A 16,313-nucleotide genomic window follows, 5' to 3' on the forward strand; every position below is an offset into this window, starting at 1 on the left:
TTTTCCGGCTCCTGCCGGAGTCAATGGGCGCCGTGGCAACACGGCGCCCTTTTCATGCATTCGCCTGTGCAGAGCGGTGATTGAATAAAGGCGATGCTGGCGCAGGCCGTCAGGGTGGTAGATTGAGACTATCCCGACTCACCCGAACCGAAGCGCTCGTCGACCATGTCCACCGCGACCGCCCTCGTCGCCCGCCTCGACAACAACCGCGAGGCCAATTTCCGTGTCCAGCCTCACAATATCGAGGCTGAGCAGGCGCTGCTGGGCGCGATCCTGGTCAACAACGACGCGTTCTACCGGGTCTCCGACTTCCTGCTGCCCGAGCACTTCTTCGAGGAGCTGCACCGGCGCATCTTCGAGCTGATGGCCGGGCTGATCCGCAACGGCAAGATCGCGACGCCGATCACGCTGAAGACCTATGTCGGCGAGCTCGACCTCGGCGGCATCACCGCCTCGCAATATCTGGCACGGCTGGCGGCGGAGGCGACGACCGTCATCAACGCCCAGGACTATGGCCGCACCATCTACGACCTCGCCATCCGCCGGCAGTTGATCGGCGTCGGCGAGGACCTCGTCAACGTCGCCTATGACGCCCCCGTCGAGATGGCGCCGCGCGAGCAGATCGAGGAGGCCGAACGCCGGCTCTACGAGCTCGCCGAAAAGGGCCGCTACGAGGGCGGCTTCCAGAAATTCGACACCGCGATGCGCCTCGCCATCGACATGGCGGCCAATGCCTTCCAGCGCGCCGGCGGGCTCTCGGGCATTTCCTCTGGTCTGCGCGACCTCGACCAGCGGATGGGCGGCCTGCAGCGTTCCGACCTGATCGTGCTCGCCGGGCGCCCCGCCATGGGCAAGACCTCGCTCGCCACCAATATCGCGTTCAACATCGCCAAGGCCTGGCGCGGCGAGCGCCAGGAGGACGGCTCGCTCAAATCCGTCGATGGCGGCATCGTCGGCTTCTTCTCGCTCGAAATGTCGTCCGACCAGCTCGCGACCCGTATCGTCGCCGAGCAGTCCAGCATCTCGTCCTACAAGATCAGGCAGGGCCGGATCACCGAGGGCGAATTCGCCCGGCTCAGCGACGTCGCGGCGCAGATCGAGAAACTGCCGCTCTATATCGACCAAACCGGCGGCATCTCGATCGCGCAGCTGATGGCGCGGGCCCGACGGCTGAAGCGCCAGAAGGGCCTAGACGTCCTGTTCATCGACTATCTCCAGCTGCTCGCCGGCTCGGCCAAGAACAACCAGAACCGGGTGCAGGAGCTGACCGAGATCACCACCAGCTTGAAGGCGCTGGCCAAGGAACTCGAGGTTCCGATCGTGGCGCTCTCCCAGCTCTCGCGCCAGGTCGAAAGCCGCGACGACAAGCGGCCCCAGCTTTCCGACCTTCGCGAGTCGGGCTCGATCGAGCAGGACGCCGACGTGGTGATGTTCGTCTACCGCGAAGAATATTATCTGAAGGGCAAGGAGCCGCGCCCCGGCACCGAAGAGCACAACAAGTGGCAGATCGAGATGGAGGCGGCCCACGGCCTGGCCGAGCTCATCATCGGCAAGCAGCGCCACGGCCCGACCGGCAGCGTCGCCCTGCAGTTCGACGCCGACGTGACGCGCTTCTCCGACCGGGCCGACCAGAGCCACCTGCCGGAGCGCCTCGAATGACCGTCTTCGACGCGCCGGAGAACGCCGGCCACGGCCCGCTCCTGACGGTCGATCTTAATGCGTTGGTGGCGAACTGGCGCGCGCTCGGCGCCCTCGCCGGCACGGAAGCCGCCGCCGTGGTCAAGGCCGACGCCTATGGCATCGGCATCGAGCCGGCCGTGACGGCGCTCGCCGGTGCCGGCTGCCGCAGTTTCTTCGTGGCGCATCTGTCGGAAGGCATCCGCGCCCGTTCCGCCGCGCCGGATGCAACGGTCTATGTGCTGAACGGCCTCCCGCCCGATGGCTGCGGAGCCTATGCCGAGCACGATCTCTCGCCGGTTCTGGGATCGCATGAAGAACTGCTCGAATGGGCGGGATTCCGCCAGAGCGGGGCCAAGGTCCGGCCGGCCGCGCTGCATGTCGACACGGCGATGAACCGGCTCGGGCTCTGGGCCGGCGAAGGGCTCGACCTCGCCCGCGAGCGCTCGGGTGTGATCGCCGCTGCTGAGATCGGGCTGGTGATGAGCCATTTCGCCTCTTCGGAGGACGTGGCCGATCCCGCCAACGCGCGCCAGATCGCGGCCTTCGCCGAGATCGTCGCAGCGTTTCCGGGCGTGCCGGCCTCGCTGAAGAACTCGTCGGGGCATTTCCTGGAGGGCTGTCCGTCCTACCAGCTCACCCGGCCGGGCTATGCGCTCTATGGCGGCAACCCGACCCCCGGCAGGCCGAATCCGATGCAGCCCGTGGTCGGGCTGGAGGCCCGCATCATCCAGGTCCGCGAAGTCGCGGCCGGGACGCAGGTCGGCTATAACGGCCGCTGGACCGCCAAGGGCCGGCGCAGGCTCGCCACGATCGGCCTCGGCTATGCCGATGGCTATCCGCGCAATGCGAGCTGGACTGATACCTCGCCCGGCGGCTCGGCCCTGATCGGCGGCGTGCGCTGTCCCTTCGTCGGCACGGTGTCGATGGACCTGATCATCGTCGACGTTTCCGACGCGCCGCCTGGCGCCGCGGTGCGCGGTGCGCGGGCGATCCTGATCGGCGGCGAGCTCGACCTCGAAGCTGTCGGCGCGGGCGCCAAGACCATCGGCTACGAGATCCTGACCAGCCTCGGCCGGCGCCATGCCCGGCGCTATGTCGGGCTGTAGCCGGGATGTTCCAAACAACGCCGCGCAGTCATCCCGGGCGACTGAAAGGAGACCCGGGATCCATGCCGGAGCCCATCCGAGCCAAGCTCAGGCATGGATCCCGGATCGACGCCGCTTCGCGGCTCGTCCGGGATGATCGAGCAGGTCCTGCAATCTGGGTCGGCGAATAATGGCCAAGCGCGGCCCGACCTATACCTGCCAGGCCTGCGGCGCGGTCTATCATCGCTGGCAGGGCAAATGCGACGCCTGCGGCACTTGGTCGTCGCTGTCGGAGGAGGCGCAGGCCGCGCCGGTGCCCGGCGGCGGCAGGGCCTCCGGCGGGCGGGCCCGCGGGCGCATCTTCGCGCTGGAGAGCCTGAAGGGCGAGACGCAGGATGCGCCGCGCATCGTCTCCGGCATCGGCGAGCTCGATCGCGTCACCGGCGGCGGCTTCGTGCCCGGCTCGGTGCTGCTGATCGGCGGCGACCCCGGCATCGGCAAGTCGACGCTGCTGATGCAGGCCTGCGCAGCGATGGCGCTGACCGGCCGGCGCGTCGTCTATGTTTCCGGCGAAGAATCGACCAGCCAGGTCCGACTGCGGGCGCAGCGCATGGGCCTCGCCGAGGCGGCTGTCGATCTTGCCGCCGAGACCAATGTCGAGGACATCATCGCGACGCTCGGCCAGGGTGAGCGCCCCGCCCTCGTGGTGATCGATTCGATCCAGACGATGTGGTCCGGCGAGGTCGAGAGCGCGCCGGGCACGGTGACGCAGGTGCGCGGCTCGGCCCAGGCACTGATCCGCTACGCCAAGACCTCGGGCGCCTGCCTGATCCTGGTCGGCCACGTCACCAAGGACGGGCAGATCGCCGGCCCGCGCGTCGTCGAGCACATGGTCGACGCCGTGCTCTCCTTCGAGGGCGAAGGCGCGCATGCCTTCCGCATCCTGCGCGGCCAGAAGAACCGTTTCGGGGCAACCGACGAGATCGGCGTCTTCGAGATGACGGGCCTCGGCCTCGCCGAGGTCGGCAATCCCTCGGCCCTGTTCCTGGCCGGGCGCGACCAGAGCGCGCCGGGCGCCGCCGTGCTCGCCGGCATGGAAGGCACGCGCCCCGTGCTGGTCGAGATCCAGGCGCTGGTCTCGCCGACGGCGCTGGGCACGCCCCGCCGCGCCGTCGTCGGCTGGGATACGAGCCGGCTCGCCATGGTGCTGGCGGTACTGGAGACCCATGGCGGGCTGAAGCTCGGCCAGCACGACGTCTATCTCAACGTCGCCGGCGGCCTGCGTGTTGGCGAGCCGGCGGCGGATCTCGCGGTCGCGGCGGCGCTGGTCTCCTCGCTGACCGGAGCGGTCCTGCCGGCCGGCGCGGTCTATTTCGGCGAGATCGCGCTTTCCGGCGCCATCCGCCCGGTCTCGGTCGCAGCGGCGCGGCTGCGCGAAGCTGCCAAATTGGGCTTCGGCAGCGCGGTCCTGCCTGCCGGCGGCGCCGATACCGGCGATGGCGGCGGGCTTGGCCTGAAGCGGCTCGGCCATGTCGGCGAACTCGTCGCGGAGATCGCTGCCACCGCACCTCGAGCCCGTTCCGGTCAGCGTGCTCCGCAAGCTGACCGGTAAAACGGTCTCGATCTGAAAGTGGAGAGACGGATTCACCGATCGGGTTGGATAACCCGATCGGACCCGGCTCTCGCGGTGCAAAATGAGCCGACTGCATGGGTGACGCGCGACACGCGAGCTTGTATAGCAAAAACCGCCTGGCCTCCCCATCTCTGGCGAGCTGGCCCCGATTTTTCAGCGAAGCGGCCCCGAAATGCCTGTGACCCTTCTCGATCTCGTCGTCGTCGGCGTGGTTCTCGTTTCCGCTTTGCTCGCGGCGGTGCGCGGCCTTACGCGCGAGGTCCTGGCGATCGCCTCCTGGGCCGCCGCGGCGATCGTCGCCTGGGTATTCCATCCGCAGCTTCTGCCGATCGCGCAGCAGCACATTCCGAACAAGACGGTCGCGCTCGTCGTGGTCATCGCCGGCCTGTTCCTGGCGACGCTGATCGTCGTTTCGCTGGTGACGGCGCGCATCTCCGACTTCGTGCTCGATTCGCGCATCGGTGCGCTCGACCGCACGCTCGGCTTCGTCTTCGGCGCCGGCCGCGGCCTCCTGCTCGCGGTCGTCGGCTATCTCTTCTTCACCGCGCTGGTGCCGGAGAAGATGCAGCCGTCCTGGGCGCGCGACGCACGGGCCAAGCCGATCCTCGAGGAGACCGGACGCAGCCTCTTGACCATGCTGCCGCAGGACATCGACTCCGAATTCGTCAAGAAGCTGCTTCAGCCGAAGAGCGGAACCGAGCCGACCGAGGCGCCGGCCGAAGAGCCGCGCACCCCGCCAGCGGGCACGCCTCCTGCCGACCCGCAGCGGCGCACCCAGGCGCCCGCCACGACCGACCGGCAGGCGCTGCAGCGCGTAATCGATTCGAACGGCCCGACCGGAACGACCGCCCCGGCCGCTCCCCGCCCCTGACTGGAGAGCCTGTCCCGATGGAGCCAAAGATGAGCCATATCCGCGATAGCGAGGCTGCGTTCGACCCGAATGCCGACCGCCTGCGCGAGGAATGCGGCGTCTTCGGCATTTTCGGCCATGCCGATGCGGCGGCGCTGACGGCGCTCGGCCTGCACGCGCTCCAGCATCGCGGCCAGGAAGCGACCGGCATCGTCTCCTTCGACGGCCAGCGCTTCCACACCGAGCGCCAGCTCGGCCTGGTCGGCGACGCCTTCTCCGATGCCAGCGTGATCGAGAAGCTCAAGGGCAAGCAGGCAATCGGCCATGTGCGCTACTCGACCACCGGCGAGACCATCCTGCGCAATGTCCAGCCGCTCTTCGCCGAGCTGCATGGCGGCGGCTTCGCGGTCGCGCATAACGGCAACCTGACCAACGGGCTGACGCTGCGGCGCAACCTGGTGCGCGACGGCGCGATCTACCAGTCGACCTCCGACACCGAAGTGCTGCTGCATCTGGTGGCGCGCAGCCGCAAGACCCGCTTCATCGACCGGTTCGTCGATGCGATCCGCCAGATCGAGGGCGCCTATGCCTTCGTCGGCATGACCAACAAGAAGCTGATCGGCGTGCGCGATCCGCTCGGCATCCGGCCGCTGGTGCTCGGCGAGCTCGACGGCTGCCCGATCCTGGCTTCCGAGACCTGCGCGCTCGACATCATCGGCGCCAAGTTCGTCCGCGAGGTCGAGAACGGCGAGGTCATCGTCATCTCGGAGCATGGCATCGAAAGCCACAAGCCCTTCCCGCCGGTGGCCGAGCGCCCTTGCATCTTCGAATACATCTACTTCGCCCGGCCGGATTCGATCGTGAAGGGCCAGAGCATCTATGAGCGGCGCAAGCGCATGGGCGCCCAGCTCGCCGCCGAATCTCCGACCGATGCCGACGTCATCATACCGGTGCCGGATTCCGGCGTGCCAGCAGCCCTCGGCTACGCCCAGGCGAGCGGCGTGCCGTTCGAGCTCGGCATCATCCGCAACCACTATGTCGGGCGCACCTTCATCGAGCCGACGCAGAAGGTGCGCGAGCTCGGCGTGCGCCTGAAGCACTCGGCCAACCGCAGCGTCGTCGCCGGCAAGCGCATCGTGCTCGTCGACGATTCGATCGTGCGCGGCACGACCTCGCTGAAGATCGTCAAGATGATGCGCGAGGCCGGCGCCCGCGAGGTGCATTTCCGCATCTCCTCGCCGCCGATCACCCATCCCGACTATTACGGCATCGACACGCCCGACCGCGAGAAGCTGCTCGCCGCGACCCATTCGCTCGAGGAGATGCGGCGCTTCGTCGGTGCCGATTCGCTGGCCTTCCTCTCGATCGACGGGCTCTATCGCGCCATGGGCCATCCCGGGCGCGATCCGGTCCGCCCTGCCTTCACCGATCACTGCTTCACCGGCGACTATCCGACCTCGCTGACCGATGTGATCGGCGAGAGCGCCAAGCAGAAATTGTCGCTGCTGGCGGAAGCGGGTTGACGCCCTTGTTCATCCCTCCACGTCATTCCGGCCGTAGCGAAGCGGAGCGCCGGAATCCATCGTAGGCTTCGAACTCTCCGATGGATTCCGGAGCTGCGCCGCTTCGCGGCTTGTCCGGAATGACGAAAGCCTGATCGAACCGGAACGGCTATCATCATGACCAAGCCTTTGCAGGGGCGCGTCGCGCTCGTCACCGGCGCCTCGCGCGGCATCGGCCGCGCTGCGGCGCTCGCCTTCGCCGAAGCCGGTGCCCATGTCGTGGCGCTGGCGCGCACCACCGGCGCGCTCGAGGAGCTCGACGACGCGATCCAGGCGATCGGCGGCAGCGCCACGCTGGTGCCGGCGGACCTCGCCGATGCCGGCGCGATCGAGCGGCTGGGGCCGGCCCTGCTGCAGCGCTGGGGCAAGCTCGACATCGTCCTGGCCAATGCCGGCATCCTCGGCCCGCTCTCGCCGCTGACCCATGCCAGCGCCAAGGAATGGGCGAAGGTCCTCGACATCAACGTCACCGCCAATTGGCGCCTGCTGAAATCGGTCGAGCCGGCGCTGCAGGCCTCCGATGCCGGCAGGGTGATCCTGCTATCCTCGGGCGCCGCGCATAACTGCCGCGCCTATTGGGCGCCCTACGCCGCCTCCAAGGCCGCCCTGGAGGCCATGGCGCGCAGCTACGCCAACGAGACCGAGAACACGCCGCTGCGCGTCATGCTGGTCAATCCGGGGCCGCTGCGGACCCGCATGCGGGCCGAGGCGATGCCGGGCGAGGACCCGCAGACGCTGAAGACGCCGGAGGAACTGGCGCCGCATCTGGTCCGGCTCGCCTCGCCCGACTGGCGCGAGACCGGCAAGATCTTCGACTTCCCGCAGGGCAAGGTTCTGACGCCGCAAATGCCGGCTTAGAGGGAAGCGCTCCTCCCTACTCGCCGTCATTCCGGCCGCAGCGAAGCGAAGCGCCGGAATGACGCTCGGATAGGCGGCGCCGCGAAGGCATCAGGACGGGCAACACTCTCGCAGGATCTCGATCAATTCCGAGACCGTGAGATTCGGCAGGCGCTCCATCTCCTCGATGGAGAACCAGCCGATCTCGCTATGCTCGTCGGTGAGGTTTTCCGCCTCGCCACCGTCCCAGGCCGAGACCACGTAGATGTGATGGAGCGCCGCGCCGTTGCGCTCCGGGAAATGCTCCGGTGCCGAGAGCATCAGCCGATAGGTCGTCGGCACGAGCCCGACCTCCTCGCGACATTCGCGGATCAGCGCCTCGTCGAGCCCCTCGCCGGCCTCGACCCGGCCGCCGATCGCGTCCCAGTGATCGGCCCAGGCGCGCTTCCACGAGGCGCGCAGGCCGAGCAGGACCCTGCCGTCTGATCTGAGAAAGAGCGCGCTGACCGTTTCGGGCGCGCTCGCCATCAGCGCTTGGGCTTGTCGAACGGGTTGGCGCCGCCGCGCGTGTGCAGGCGGATCGGCGTTCCGGGCAGTTCGAAGGCCTCGCGCAGGTTGTTGACGAGGTAGCGCGTATAGGACACCGGCAGATGGTCGAGCTGGTTGCCGAACAGTGCGAATGTCGGCGGCCGCGCCTTGGCCTGCGTCATGTAGCGGATCTTGATGCGCCGGCCGGCCACTGCCGGCGGCGGATGGGCCGAGAGCACACCCTCCAGCCAACGATTGATCCGCGCCGTCGAGACCCGGCGGTTCCAGACGTCATAGGACCGGAAGACCGCCTGCATCAGCCGGTCGATGCCTTCGCCGGCGAGGCCCGAAAGCGGCACGATCTCGACGCCGCGCACCTGCGCCAGCAAATGATTGGCCTTTTCCTTGAGCTCGGCGAGCAGGCCGGCCTTGTCGGCGACGAGATCCCATTTGTTGAGACCGATGACGACGCAGCGGCCTTCGCGCTCGGTCAGGTCGACCAGCGTCAGATCCTGCTTCTCGAAGGGGATCGTCGAGTCGAGGAGCACGACCACGACCTCGGCGAAGCGGATGGCGCGCAGCGCATCGGCGACCGAGAGCTTCTCCAGCTTCTCCTCGATGCGGGCGCGCTTGCGCATCCCGGCCGTGTCGAACAGCCTGACCGGCCGGCTGCGCCATTGCCAGTCGACCGAGATGGTGTCGCGGGTAATGCCGGCCTCAGGCCCCGTCAGCAGCCGGTCCTGCCCGATCATCCGGTTGACCAGGGTCGACTTGCCGGCATTGGGACGGCCGATGATGGTGACGCGCAGCGGCCGGTTCGGGTCGTCGGCCTCCTCGTCGTCCGGGAGGGCGGCGGGCGCCTCGGCCCATTCATCCTCCTCCTCTTCCTCCGGCTCGTCGGGGACGAAGGGCATCAGCGCCTCGAGCAGGTCGGAGGTGCCCTCGCCATGTTCGGCGGAGAACGGCACCGGATCGCCCAGGCCGAGCGAATAGGCTTCCATGACGCCGTCCTTGCCCTTGTTCCCCTCGGCCTTGTTGGCGAGCAGGATGACGGGCTTGCCGGAGCGGCGCACCAGATCGGCGAAGGGCTGGTCCATCGGCGTCAGGCCGAGCCTGGCGTCGATCATGAACAGGATGACGTCGGCCTGGTCGATCGCGGTCTGCGTCTGGGCGCGCATGCGGCCGGCGAGCGATTCCTTGTCGGCCTCCTCGAGGCCCGCGGTATCGATCACCGTGAAGCGCAGATGGCCGAGGCTGGCCTCGCCCTCGCGCCGGTCGCGCGTGACGCCCGGCCGGTCGTCGACCAGCGCCAGCTTCTTGCCGACGAGCCGGTTGAACAGGGTCGACTTGCCGACATTGGGCCGGCCGACGATGGCGATGGTCGCGGTCATGATCCGTCCAGTTACACCGGCACCGGCCGGTACGGACCGGCGTGCGGTTTCAGTTCTTGGTTTCGACGGCGCCGCCGCGCACCAAGGCGAGGTAGAGCTCGACGCGCTGGCGCAGCGCCGGCGGCGTCTGGGCGTCCGTCACGATGGCGTCGAACCAGCGGCCGGCATCCTCGAAGAGATTGCCCTTGAGCGCGGCGATGCCGAGGATTTCGCGGGCCGAATGGCGCCAGTTGCCCGTCGGCGCCGCGAGCGGCTCCAGAGCCGGGCGCAGTTCGGCATAGGGCACGAGATCGACACGCAGCAGCCCGGCCCGCAAGCGGGCGAGATCGCGATAATTCGCATCGATCGTGGCGTCATCGGCGAGAGCGTCGAAGGCCGCGGCGCCGGCCGCCGGATCGCGCTTGCCGACCTCGGCCGCGAGGCGGAACCGGGCGATCTGGCGGTAGCCGGCCGGAGCGCTGGCGGCAAGCTCGGTCAGCGTCGCCTCGGCCTCGCTGGCATTGCCGTCGCGTGCCGCCCGGACGGCGGATTCGAACTTCGCGCCGACGGCCTCGGCCTTCTGCCGCTCCTGGTGCTGCCAGAACTGCCAGCCGGCGACAGCCGCCACGGCGATCACGGCAAGCGCGATGAAGACGGTGCTGTACTTGTTCCAGATGGCGGCCGCCTTCTCGCGGCGGACCTCCTCGTCGATCTCGCGGAAAATATCGGACATAACGCCTCGGAAATGCTTGCTGCCCTGCCGGGTAGCACTTTCGCCCGAAGATTGCGAGCCGGATCGGCATGGCGGTCCGGGCGAAGTCTCAGGCGGGCGGCGTCGCCGCCGGCCCGGCGCCTTTGGCCTCTGCCAGAAGCCAGTTCCGGAACGCCACCGCCTCCGGTCGCTCGAGCGTGAGGCGCGGATAGACCAGCCAATAGCTGTAGTCGTTCGGCAACTCCGCCTCGAAGGGCCGGACGAGGCGCCCGGCGCGGAGATCGTCGGCGGCGAGGGTCAATCGGCCAAGCGCGACGCCCTGTCCGTCGATGGCGGCCTGCAGCACCAGCCCAGCATCGTCGAAGGTGAGGCCGGCTCCGGTATCCACCCCCGCGACGCCGACATGGGCGAGCCAGCGCGCCCAACCGTCGCGCGGCGTATCGTGGAGCAGTCTCAGGCCCCGCAGCTCGGAAGGCTCGCGCAGTGGCGGCGGCCCGGCGGCCAGGGCCGGGCTGCAAACCGGGCTGAGCGCTTCGCGGGCAACGAGATCGCCCCTCAGCCCCGGCCAGCGTCCCAGTCCGGAGCGGATTGCGAGATCGAAGCCCTCGGTCGCGAAGTTCCAGAGATCGGCCGAACTGGTCAGCCGCAGGTCGATATCGGGATGGAGGGAACGGAAGCGCCCGAGCCGCGGCACCAGCCAGCGTGCCGCGAAGGACGGCAGGACCGTGAGGCGCAACGGCCCGTCCGCACGCCGGCGCAGGCGTAGCGTCGCCGCGGCCATACGGTCGAGCGCCTCGCTGAGCTCCGGCAGATAGGCGGCGCCCTCGGCCGTCAACTTGAGTGCATGCCCCCTCCGCGCGAACAGGCGCACCCCGAGCCAGTCCTCGAGCTGGCGTACCTGATGACTGATCGCGGCCTGGGTTACGCAGAGCTCGCTCGCCGCCCGCGTGAAGCTGAGATGGCGGGCGCCGGCCTCGAAGGCACGCAGCGCGCCGAGCGGTGGAAGGCGGCGCATGCTCGATGACCCCAGCTTATCGAGCGGATGAGGATAGATCGCTTTGCCGCCCCGCGGAAGCGGTCTCTATGGCCGCAACCATGTGCCTCCTCCCCGCAAGGACAAATCGATGATCGCCTGGAATACCTGGCTGCTGTTCCTCGGCTTCACTGTCCCGATGGTGTTCAGCCCCGGGCCGGGCAACACTTTGCTGGCGACAGCCGGCGCGCGCTTCGGGATCCGCGGGACGCTGCCCTTCTGGGCCGGCTTCGAGGCCGCGAACATCGCGCTCTGCCTGCTCTACGGCCTGGGCCTCGGCGGCGCGCTGCAGGGCCATCCCGGATTCGAGCTGGCGCTGAAATGGGCCGGCATCGCCTATCTCGTCTATCTCGGCTGGAACTTCATCCGCAGCGCGACACCGGCGGAAGGCGCGCAGACAGCCGCTCCCACAGGCCTGCGCTTCAGCGACGGCTTCCTCGCGGTCGCGCTGAACCCGAAGATCCATTCGACCATCGCCGTGATGTTCTCGCAGTTCCTCGACCCCGGCCGCTCATCCGGGAGCCAGGTGACCCAGTTCACGCTGGCTTTTCTCGCGGTCGGTATCCTGTGCCACTTCCCCTGGGTCTATGGCGGCCAGGTCATCCTCGGACGCTTTCGTTCCGCGCGGGCGACGCGCATCCAGGGCTGGTGCTTCGGCATCTGCATGCTGCTGGTTGCTGCCTGGCTGGCGCTATCCTGAGCGGCCCTTCGCGGCTCCCGGCTTGACCTGCGAGGCGCACAAGTCCTAGAGCCGGGGCGCGCCGACGGGGTGGCACCGTGATACGCGGGCGCCCGACCGAATTGCCCGCCGGGCGCGAGGGCCATCCGCCCGCCCGGTACAGGATCCGTTTTCATGAGCGCCAACGCCATCGTCACCGCCGGCGCCGACCTCGCCCAGCCGGTCCGCTTCGGCAACTCGCTGCCGCTTTCGCTGATCGCCGGCCCCTGCCAGATGGAGAGCCGCGAGCACGCGCTCGAAGTCGCGCTGGCGCTCAAGGAGATGGCGGCCAGGCTCCAGATCGGGCTGGTCTTCAAGACCTCCTTCGACAAGGCCAATCGCACCAGCGTCAAGGGCCAGCGCGGCATGGGCCTGGAGGCGGCGCTCCCCGTCTTCGCCGAGATCAGGCAGCGCACCGGCCTTCCCGTGCTGACCGACGTGCACGAGGCCGGCCAGTGCGCCGCCGTGGCCGAGGTGGTCGACATCCTGCAGATCCCTGCCTTCCTCTGCCGCCAGACCGACCTGCTCGTCGCCGCCGCCGAGACCGGCCGGATCGTCAACGTCAAGAAGGGTCAGTTCCTGGCGCCCTGGGACATGGTCAATGTCGCCGCCAAGGTGACCGAGAGCGGCAATCCCAACCTGATGGTGACCGAGCGCGGCGCCTCCTTCGGCTACAATACGCTGGTCTCGGACATGCGCGCCCTGCCGATCATGGCGCAGGGCATCGGCGCGCCGGTGATCTTCGACGCCACGCATTCGGTGCAGCAGCCCGGCGGCAAGGGCGCCTCGACCGGGGGGCAGCGCGAATTCGTGCCGGTCCTGGCGCGGGCGGCGGTGGCGGTCGGCGTCGCCGGCGTCTTCATCGAGACCCATCCCGACCCCGACAAGGCCCCGTCGGACGGCCCCAACATGGTGCCCTTGCAAGAATTCCCGGCACTGATCGCGGAACTGCAGGAGTTCGACCGCGTCGCCAAGCGCCTGGCGCAGGCGACGCCCGCCCGTGGCTGAGGCGCCGCAACCGCGGCCCGCGGACGGCTCGCTCACAGCACTGATCCTCGTCCTCGGAGCCTGCGGCTTCGCCTCGACCTTCACCATGCGGATCCTCGATCCGCTGGTGCCGACGCTGGCCGGCGAGTTCGAGCGCAGCGTGCCGCAGGTCGCCGCCGTCGCGACCGCCTTCTCCTTCGCCTATGCCGTCGGCCAGCCCTTTCTCGGGCCGGTGGCGGATTCGCTCGGCAAGCTGCGGACGATCTCGACCTGCCTGCTGCTCCTCGCCTTGCTCTCGGCCGCAGCCGCCTTCGCCTGGTCCTTCGACGCGCTGACGCTGATGCGGACGGCTGCCGGCATCGTCGCCGGCGGGGTGATCCCGGCCGCGATGGCGGCCATCGGCGACCGCGCGCCGATGGCCGAACGCCAGGTACAGCTCGGGCGCTTCCTCGTGCTGATGATCGTCGGCCAGATGGCGGGCGCGGCCTGTTCGGGGCTGATCGCCGACCATATCGGCTGGCGCGGCGTCTTCCTCGTGGCCGGCGCGCTCTCCGCCCTCGCCGGCGTGCTGGTGATCCTGGTATTGAAGCCGCGCCCGGACGCGCTGCGCCCGCCACTGAGCTTTTCCGGGGCGATCGCAAACTATGCCACCGTCTTCGCCAACCCGCAGACCAAGCTGCTCTACGGCCTGGTCATCGTCGAGGGTGCCCTGATCTTCGGCATGCCGCCCTTTGTGGCGGCGATCCTGCAGGAACGCTCCGGTGCCGGCGCCTCGCAGGCCGGGCTCGTCATCGCCGGCACCGGCCTCGGCGGCATCGTCTACGGCATCCTGACCCGGATCCTGGTCGAGCGGCTCGGGCCGGCGCGGATGACCACGATCGGCGGTACGCTGATGGCGCTGGCCTACGGCCTCTTCGCGCTGCCGATGCTGCCCTGGTGGAGCGCGATCGCGATCTTCACATTGAGCGGCTTCGGCTTCTTCCTGATGCACGGCACCTTCCAGGCGCAGGCGACCGAACTGGCGCCCGGCGCGCGCGGCTCGGCGGTCGCACTGTTCGCCTGCGCGCTGTTTTGCGGCCATGCGCTCGGCCCGCTCCTGATGGGCACGGCCCTCCACCTGCTCGGAACCAGCGGCGCGATCCTGCTGTTCGCGGCCGGGATCGGCCTGCTCGGTTTCCTGGTGCCGCGCATCCTGCCGCTGGCAGGGAGCAGGACCTGAGTTTCGTTTGAGCCTGCCGTGATCCGAAAACCGCTTCGCACTTTTCGGCGGCAAGCTCTCACCGCCCGCGATAAGGCGCCACGCCCTGGTCCGGAAGCCACAGGCCCTTGGGCGGCTCGCCGGTCTGGAAGAACACGTCGATCGGGATGCCGCCGCGCGGATACCAGTAGCCGCCGATGCGGAACCAGACCGGCTCCAGCAGCTCGACCAGCGTCTTGCCGATGTTGACGGTGCAGTCCTCATGGAAGGCGCCGTGGTTGCGGAAAGCACCGAGATAGAGCTTCAACGACTTCGACTCGACCAGCCAGTCGCCCGGCAGATAGTCGATCACCAGGATGCCGAAATCGGGCTGGCCGGTGACCGGGCAGATCGAGGTGAATTCCGGGCAGGTGAAGCGGGCGAGATAGTTCGTGCCGGCATGCGGGTTCGGCACGCGGTCGAGCCGCGCCTCCTCCGGCGAGCGCGGCAGGGCGCTCGGCTGGCCGAGCTGCAGGGTCGAGGCGTCGAGGGTCATGCTCTCTCCAATCGATACTTGGCCCTCATCCTGAGGAGCGATCGCCGATCGCGTCTCGAAGGATGCTCCAGCGCCCTCTGGATCCACCCTTCGAGACGCCGCTTCGCGGCTCCTCAGGATGAGGGCTCGTCGTTGCAAGCGATCCTCAGGCACCACTTGCGTTTCAAGCGGGCTTTTATCGCCGACGCCATTCAAACGCCACCGCCTCTTCCCGTCGCCCCTCCTCTTGTCTAGAAGCGCCGCATCATTCCGTTCCCGCCCCTGCTCCGGAGCCCGCCATGACCGCGATCATCGACATCATCGGCCGCCAGATCCTCGATTCCCGCGGCAATCCGACCGTCGAGGTCGATGTCGTGCTCGAAGACGGCTCGATGGGCCGCGCCGCCGTACCGTCGGGCGCCTCGACCGGCGCGCATGAGGCGGTCGAGCTGCGCGACGGCGACAAGAGCCGCTATTTTGGCAAGGGCGTGCAGAACGCGCTCGAGGCGGTCAACATGACGATCGCCGAGGCGCTGGTCGCCATGGACGCCGAGGACCAGGTCGCGATCGACGAGACGATGATCGAGCTCGACGGCACGCCCAACAAGAGCAAGCTCGGCGCCAACGCCATCCTGGGCGTCTCGCTCGCCGTCGCCAAGGCCGCGGCCGAGGCCTCGGGCCTGGCGCTCTACCGCTATGTCGGCGGCACCCAGGCGCGGGTGCTGCCGGTGCCGATGATGAACATCGTCAACGGCGGCGCCCATGCCGACAACCCGATCGACTTCCAGGAATTCATGGTGATGCCGATCGGCGCGCCCTCCTTCGCCGAGGGCCTGCGCATGGGCGCGGAGATCTTCCACACGCTGAAGAAGGCGCTGCACGACGCCGGCCACAACACCAATGTCGGCGACGAGGGCGGCTTCGCCCCCAACCTCAAATCGGCCGAAGCGGCGCTCGACTTCGTCATGCAGGCGATCGAGAAGGCCGGCTACAAGCCCGGCGAGGACGTCGCGCTGGCGCTCGACTGCGCCGCCACCGAGTTCTTCAAGGACGGCGCCTATGTCTATGCAGGCGAACGCAAAACCCGCGATCCGAAGGCCCAGGTGAAATACCTCGCCAAGCTCGTCGGCAGCTATCCGATCGTCTCGATCGAGGACGGCATGTCGGAGGATGACTGGGAAGGCTGGAAGGCGCTGACCGATCTCGTCGGCAGCAAGTGCCAGCTCGTCGGAGACGACCTCTTCGTCACCAACGTCACCCGCCTGTCGCGCGGCATCAAGGCGAAGACCGCGAACTCGATCCTGGTCAAGGTCAACCAGATCGGCACGCTGACCGAGACGCTGGCGGCGGTCGAGATGGCACAGCGCGCCGGCTACACCGCGGTGATGTCGCACCGCTCGGGCGAGACCGAGGACGCCACCGTCGCCGACCTTTCGGTCGCGACCAATTGCGGACAGATCAAGACGGGCTCGCTCTCCCGCTCCGACCGGACCGCGAAATACAACCAGCTCCTGCGCATCGAGGAAGAGCTCGGCGACCAGGCGGTCTATGCCGGCCGGGCCGCGCTGAAGGCGCTGGCCTGAGCGATCTTTGTGCGCCGCAGCGC

At 68.6% G+C, this 16,313-nt stretch carries 15 protein-coding genes; 10 read left to right on the top strand and 5 right to left on the bottom strand.

Features of this window, described 5'->3' with window-relative positions; all coding sequences use genetic code 11:
• The first annotated feature begins 165 nt into the window (after window positions 1–165).
• The 6 genes from V6M56_RS21415 to V6M56_RS21440 all read left to right on the top strand — a co-directional run bounded on the left by V6M56_RS21415 (window position 166) and on the right by V6M56_RS21440 (window position 7,668).
• Complete coding sequence (locus V6M56_RS21415; RefSeq protein WP_332686862.1) at window positions 166–1,659, top strand: replicative DNA helicase; 1,494 nt, start codon at window positions 166–168, stop codon at window positions 1,657–1,659.
• Window positions 1,656–2,786 (top strand): alanine racemase, encoded by a 1,131-nt coding sequence (gene alr, locus V6M56_RS21420; protein WP_332686864.1) that lies wholly within the window; start codon window positions 1,656–1,658, stop codon window positions 2,784–2,786. The genes V6M56_RS21415 and alr overlap by 4 nt, the downstream gene beginning before the upstream one ends.
• A gap of 169 nt (window positions 2,787–2,955) precedes the next feature.
• Window positions 2,956–4,377: a DNA repair protein RadA gene (gene radA / locus V6M56_RS21425; protein WP_332686866.1), complete on the top strand. Its 1,422-nt coding sequence runs from the start codon at window positions 2,956–2,958 to the stop codon at window positions 4,375–4,377.
• Between the two features lie 193 nt (window positions 4,378–4,570).
• Window positions 4,571–5,269 (top strand): CvpA family protein, encoded by a 699-nt coding sequence (locus V6M56_RS21430; protein WP_332686868.1) that lies wholly within the window; start codon window positions 4,571–4,573, stop codon window positions 5,267–5,269.
• A 29-nt stretch (window positions 5,270–5,298) separates the two neighbouring features.
• Complete coding sequence (purF, locus tag V6M56_RS21435) at window positions 5,299–6,771, top strand: amidophosphoribosyltransferase (RefSeq protein ID WP_332686870.1); 1,473 nt, start codon at window positions 5,299–5,301, stop codon at window positions 6,769–6,771.
• A gap of 156 nt (window positions 6,772–6,927) precedes the next feature.
• A complete protein-coding gene (locus tag V6M56_RS21440; RefSeq protein WP_332686872.1) occupies window positions 6,928–7,668 on the top strand; it encodes an SDR family NAD(P)-dependent oxidoreductase in 741 nt (246 codons plus the stop codon).
• Between the two features lie 90 nt (window positions 7,669–7,758).
• Here the strand turns inward: V6M56_RS21440 and V6M56_RS21445 are convergent, their stop codons facing one another.
• The 4 genes from V6M56_RS21445 to V6M56_RS21460 all read right to left on the bottom strand — a co-directional run bounded on the left by V6M56_RS21445 (window position 7,759) and on the right by V6M56_RS21460 (window position 11,272).
• Window positions 7,759–8,175 carry an NUDIX hydrolase gene (locus V6M56_RS21445; RefSeq protein WP_332686875.1) on the bottom strand — a complete coding sequence of 139 codons (417 nt, stop codon included), beginning with the start codon at window positions 8,173–8,175 and terminating at the stop codon, window positions 7,759–7,761.
• Window positions 8,175–9,566: a ribosome biogenesis GTPase Der gene (der, locus tag V6M56_RS21450; protein ID WP_442881207.1), complete on the bottom strand. Its 1,392-nt coding sequence runs from the start codon at window positions 9,564–9,566 to the stop codon at window positions 8,175–8,177. The genes V6M56_RS21445 and der overlap by 1 nt, the downstream gene beginning before the upstream one ends.
• A 49-nt stretch (window positions 9,567–9,615) precedes the next feature.
• Complete coding sequence (locus V6M56_RS21455; RefSeq protein ID WP_332686877.1) at window positions 9,616–10,278, bottom strand: tetratricopeptide repeat protein; 663 nt, start codon at window positions 10,276–10,278, stop codon at window positions 9,616–9,618.
• An 88-nt stretch (window positions 10,279–10,366) separates the two neighbouring features.
• Complete coding sequence (locus V6M56_RS21460) at window positions 10,367–11,272, bottom strand: transcriptional regulator GcvA (RefSeq protein ID WP_332686879.1); 906 nt, start codon at window positions 11,270–11,272, stop codon at window positions 10,367–10,369.
• Window positions 11,273–11,381: 109 nt separating this feature from the next.
• Here V6M56_RS21460 and V6M56_RS21465 point away from each other — a divergent pair, with 109 nt between their 5' ends.
• From V6M56_RS21465 to V6M56_RS21475, 3 genes are all read left to right on the top strand, one after another.
• Window positions 11,382–11,990: a LysE family translocator gene (locus tag V6M56_RS21465; protein ID WP_332686881.1), complete on the top strand. Its 609-nt coding sequence runs from the start codon at window positions 11,382–11,384 to the stop codon at window positions 11,988–11,990.
• A gap of 153 nt (window positions 11,991–12,143) precedes the next feature.
• The gene (kdsA, locus tag V6M56_RS21470) at window positions 12,144–13,016 is read left to right on the top strand and encodes a 3-deoxy-8-phosphooctulonate synthase (protein ID WP_332686883.1); all 873 of its coding nucleotides are present in this window, start codon (window positions 12,144–12,146) and stop codon (window positions 13,014–13,016) included.
• On the top strand, window positions 13,009–14,214 hold the full coding sequence (locus V6M56_RS21475) for an MFS transporter (protein ID WP_332686885.1): 1,206 nt from the start codon (window positions 13,009–13,011) through the stop codon (window positions 14,212–14,214). The genes kdsA and V6M56_RS21475 overlap by 8 nt, the downstream gene beginning before the upstream one ends.
• A 58-nt stretch (window positions 14,215–14,272) precedes the next feature.
• Here V6M56_RS21475 and queF read toward each other — a convergent pair whose 3' ends face one another.
• Window positions 14,273–14,728 (bottom strand): preQ(1) synthase, encoded by a 456-nt coding sequence (gene queF, locus V6M56_RS21480; RefSeq protein WP_332686887.1) that lies wholly within the window; start codon window positions 14,726–14,728, stop codon window positions 14,273–14,275.
• 278 nt (window positions 14,729–15,006) lie between these two features.
• Here queF and eno point away from each other — a divergent pair, with 278 nt between their 5' ends.
• The gene (gene eno, locus V6M56_RS21485) at window positions 15,007–16,290 is read left to right on the top strand and encodes a phosphopyruvate hydratase (protein WP_332686889.1); all 1,284 of its coding nucleotides are present in this window, start codon (window positions 15,007–15,009) and stop codon (window positions 16,288–16,290) included.
• Window positions 16,291–16,313 lie beyond the last annotated feature (23 nt).

It is taken from the genome of Allobosea sp., assembly GCF_036675845.1.
In the GTDB taxonomy this organism is placed as follows: Bacteria; Pseudomonadota; Alphaproteobacteria; order Rhizobiales; family Beijerinckiaceae; genus Allobosea.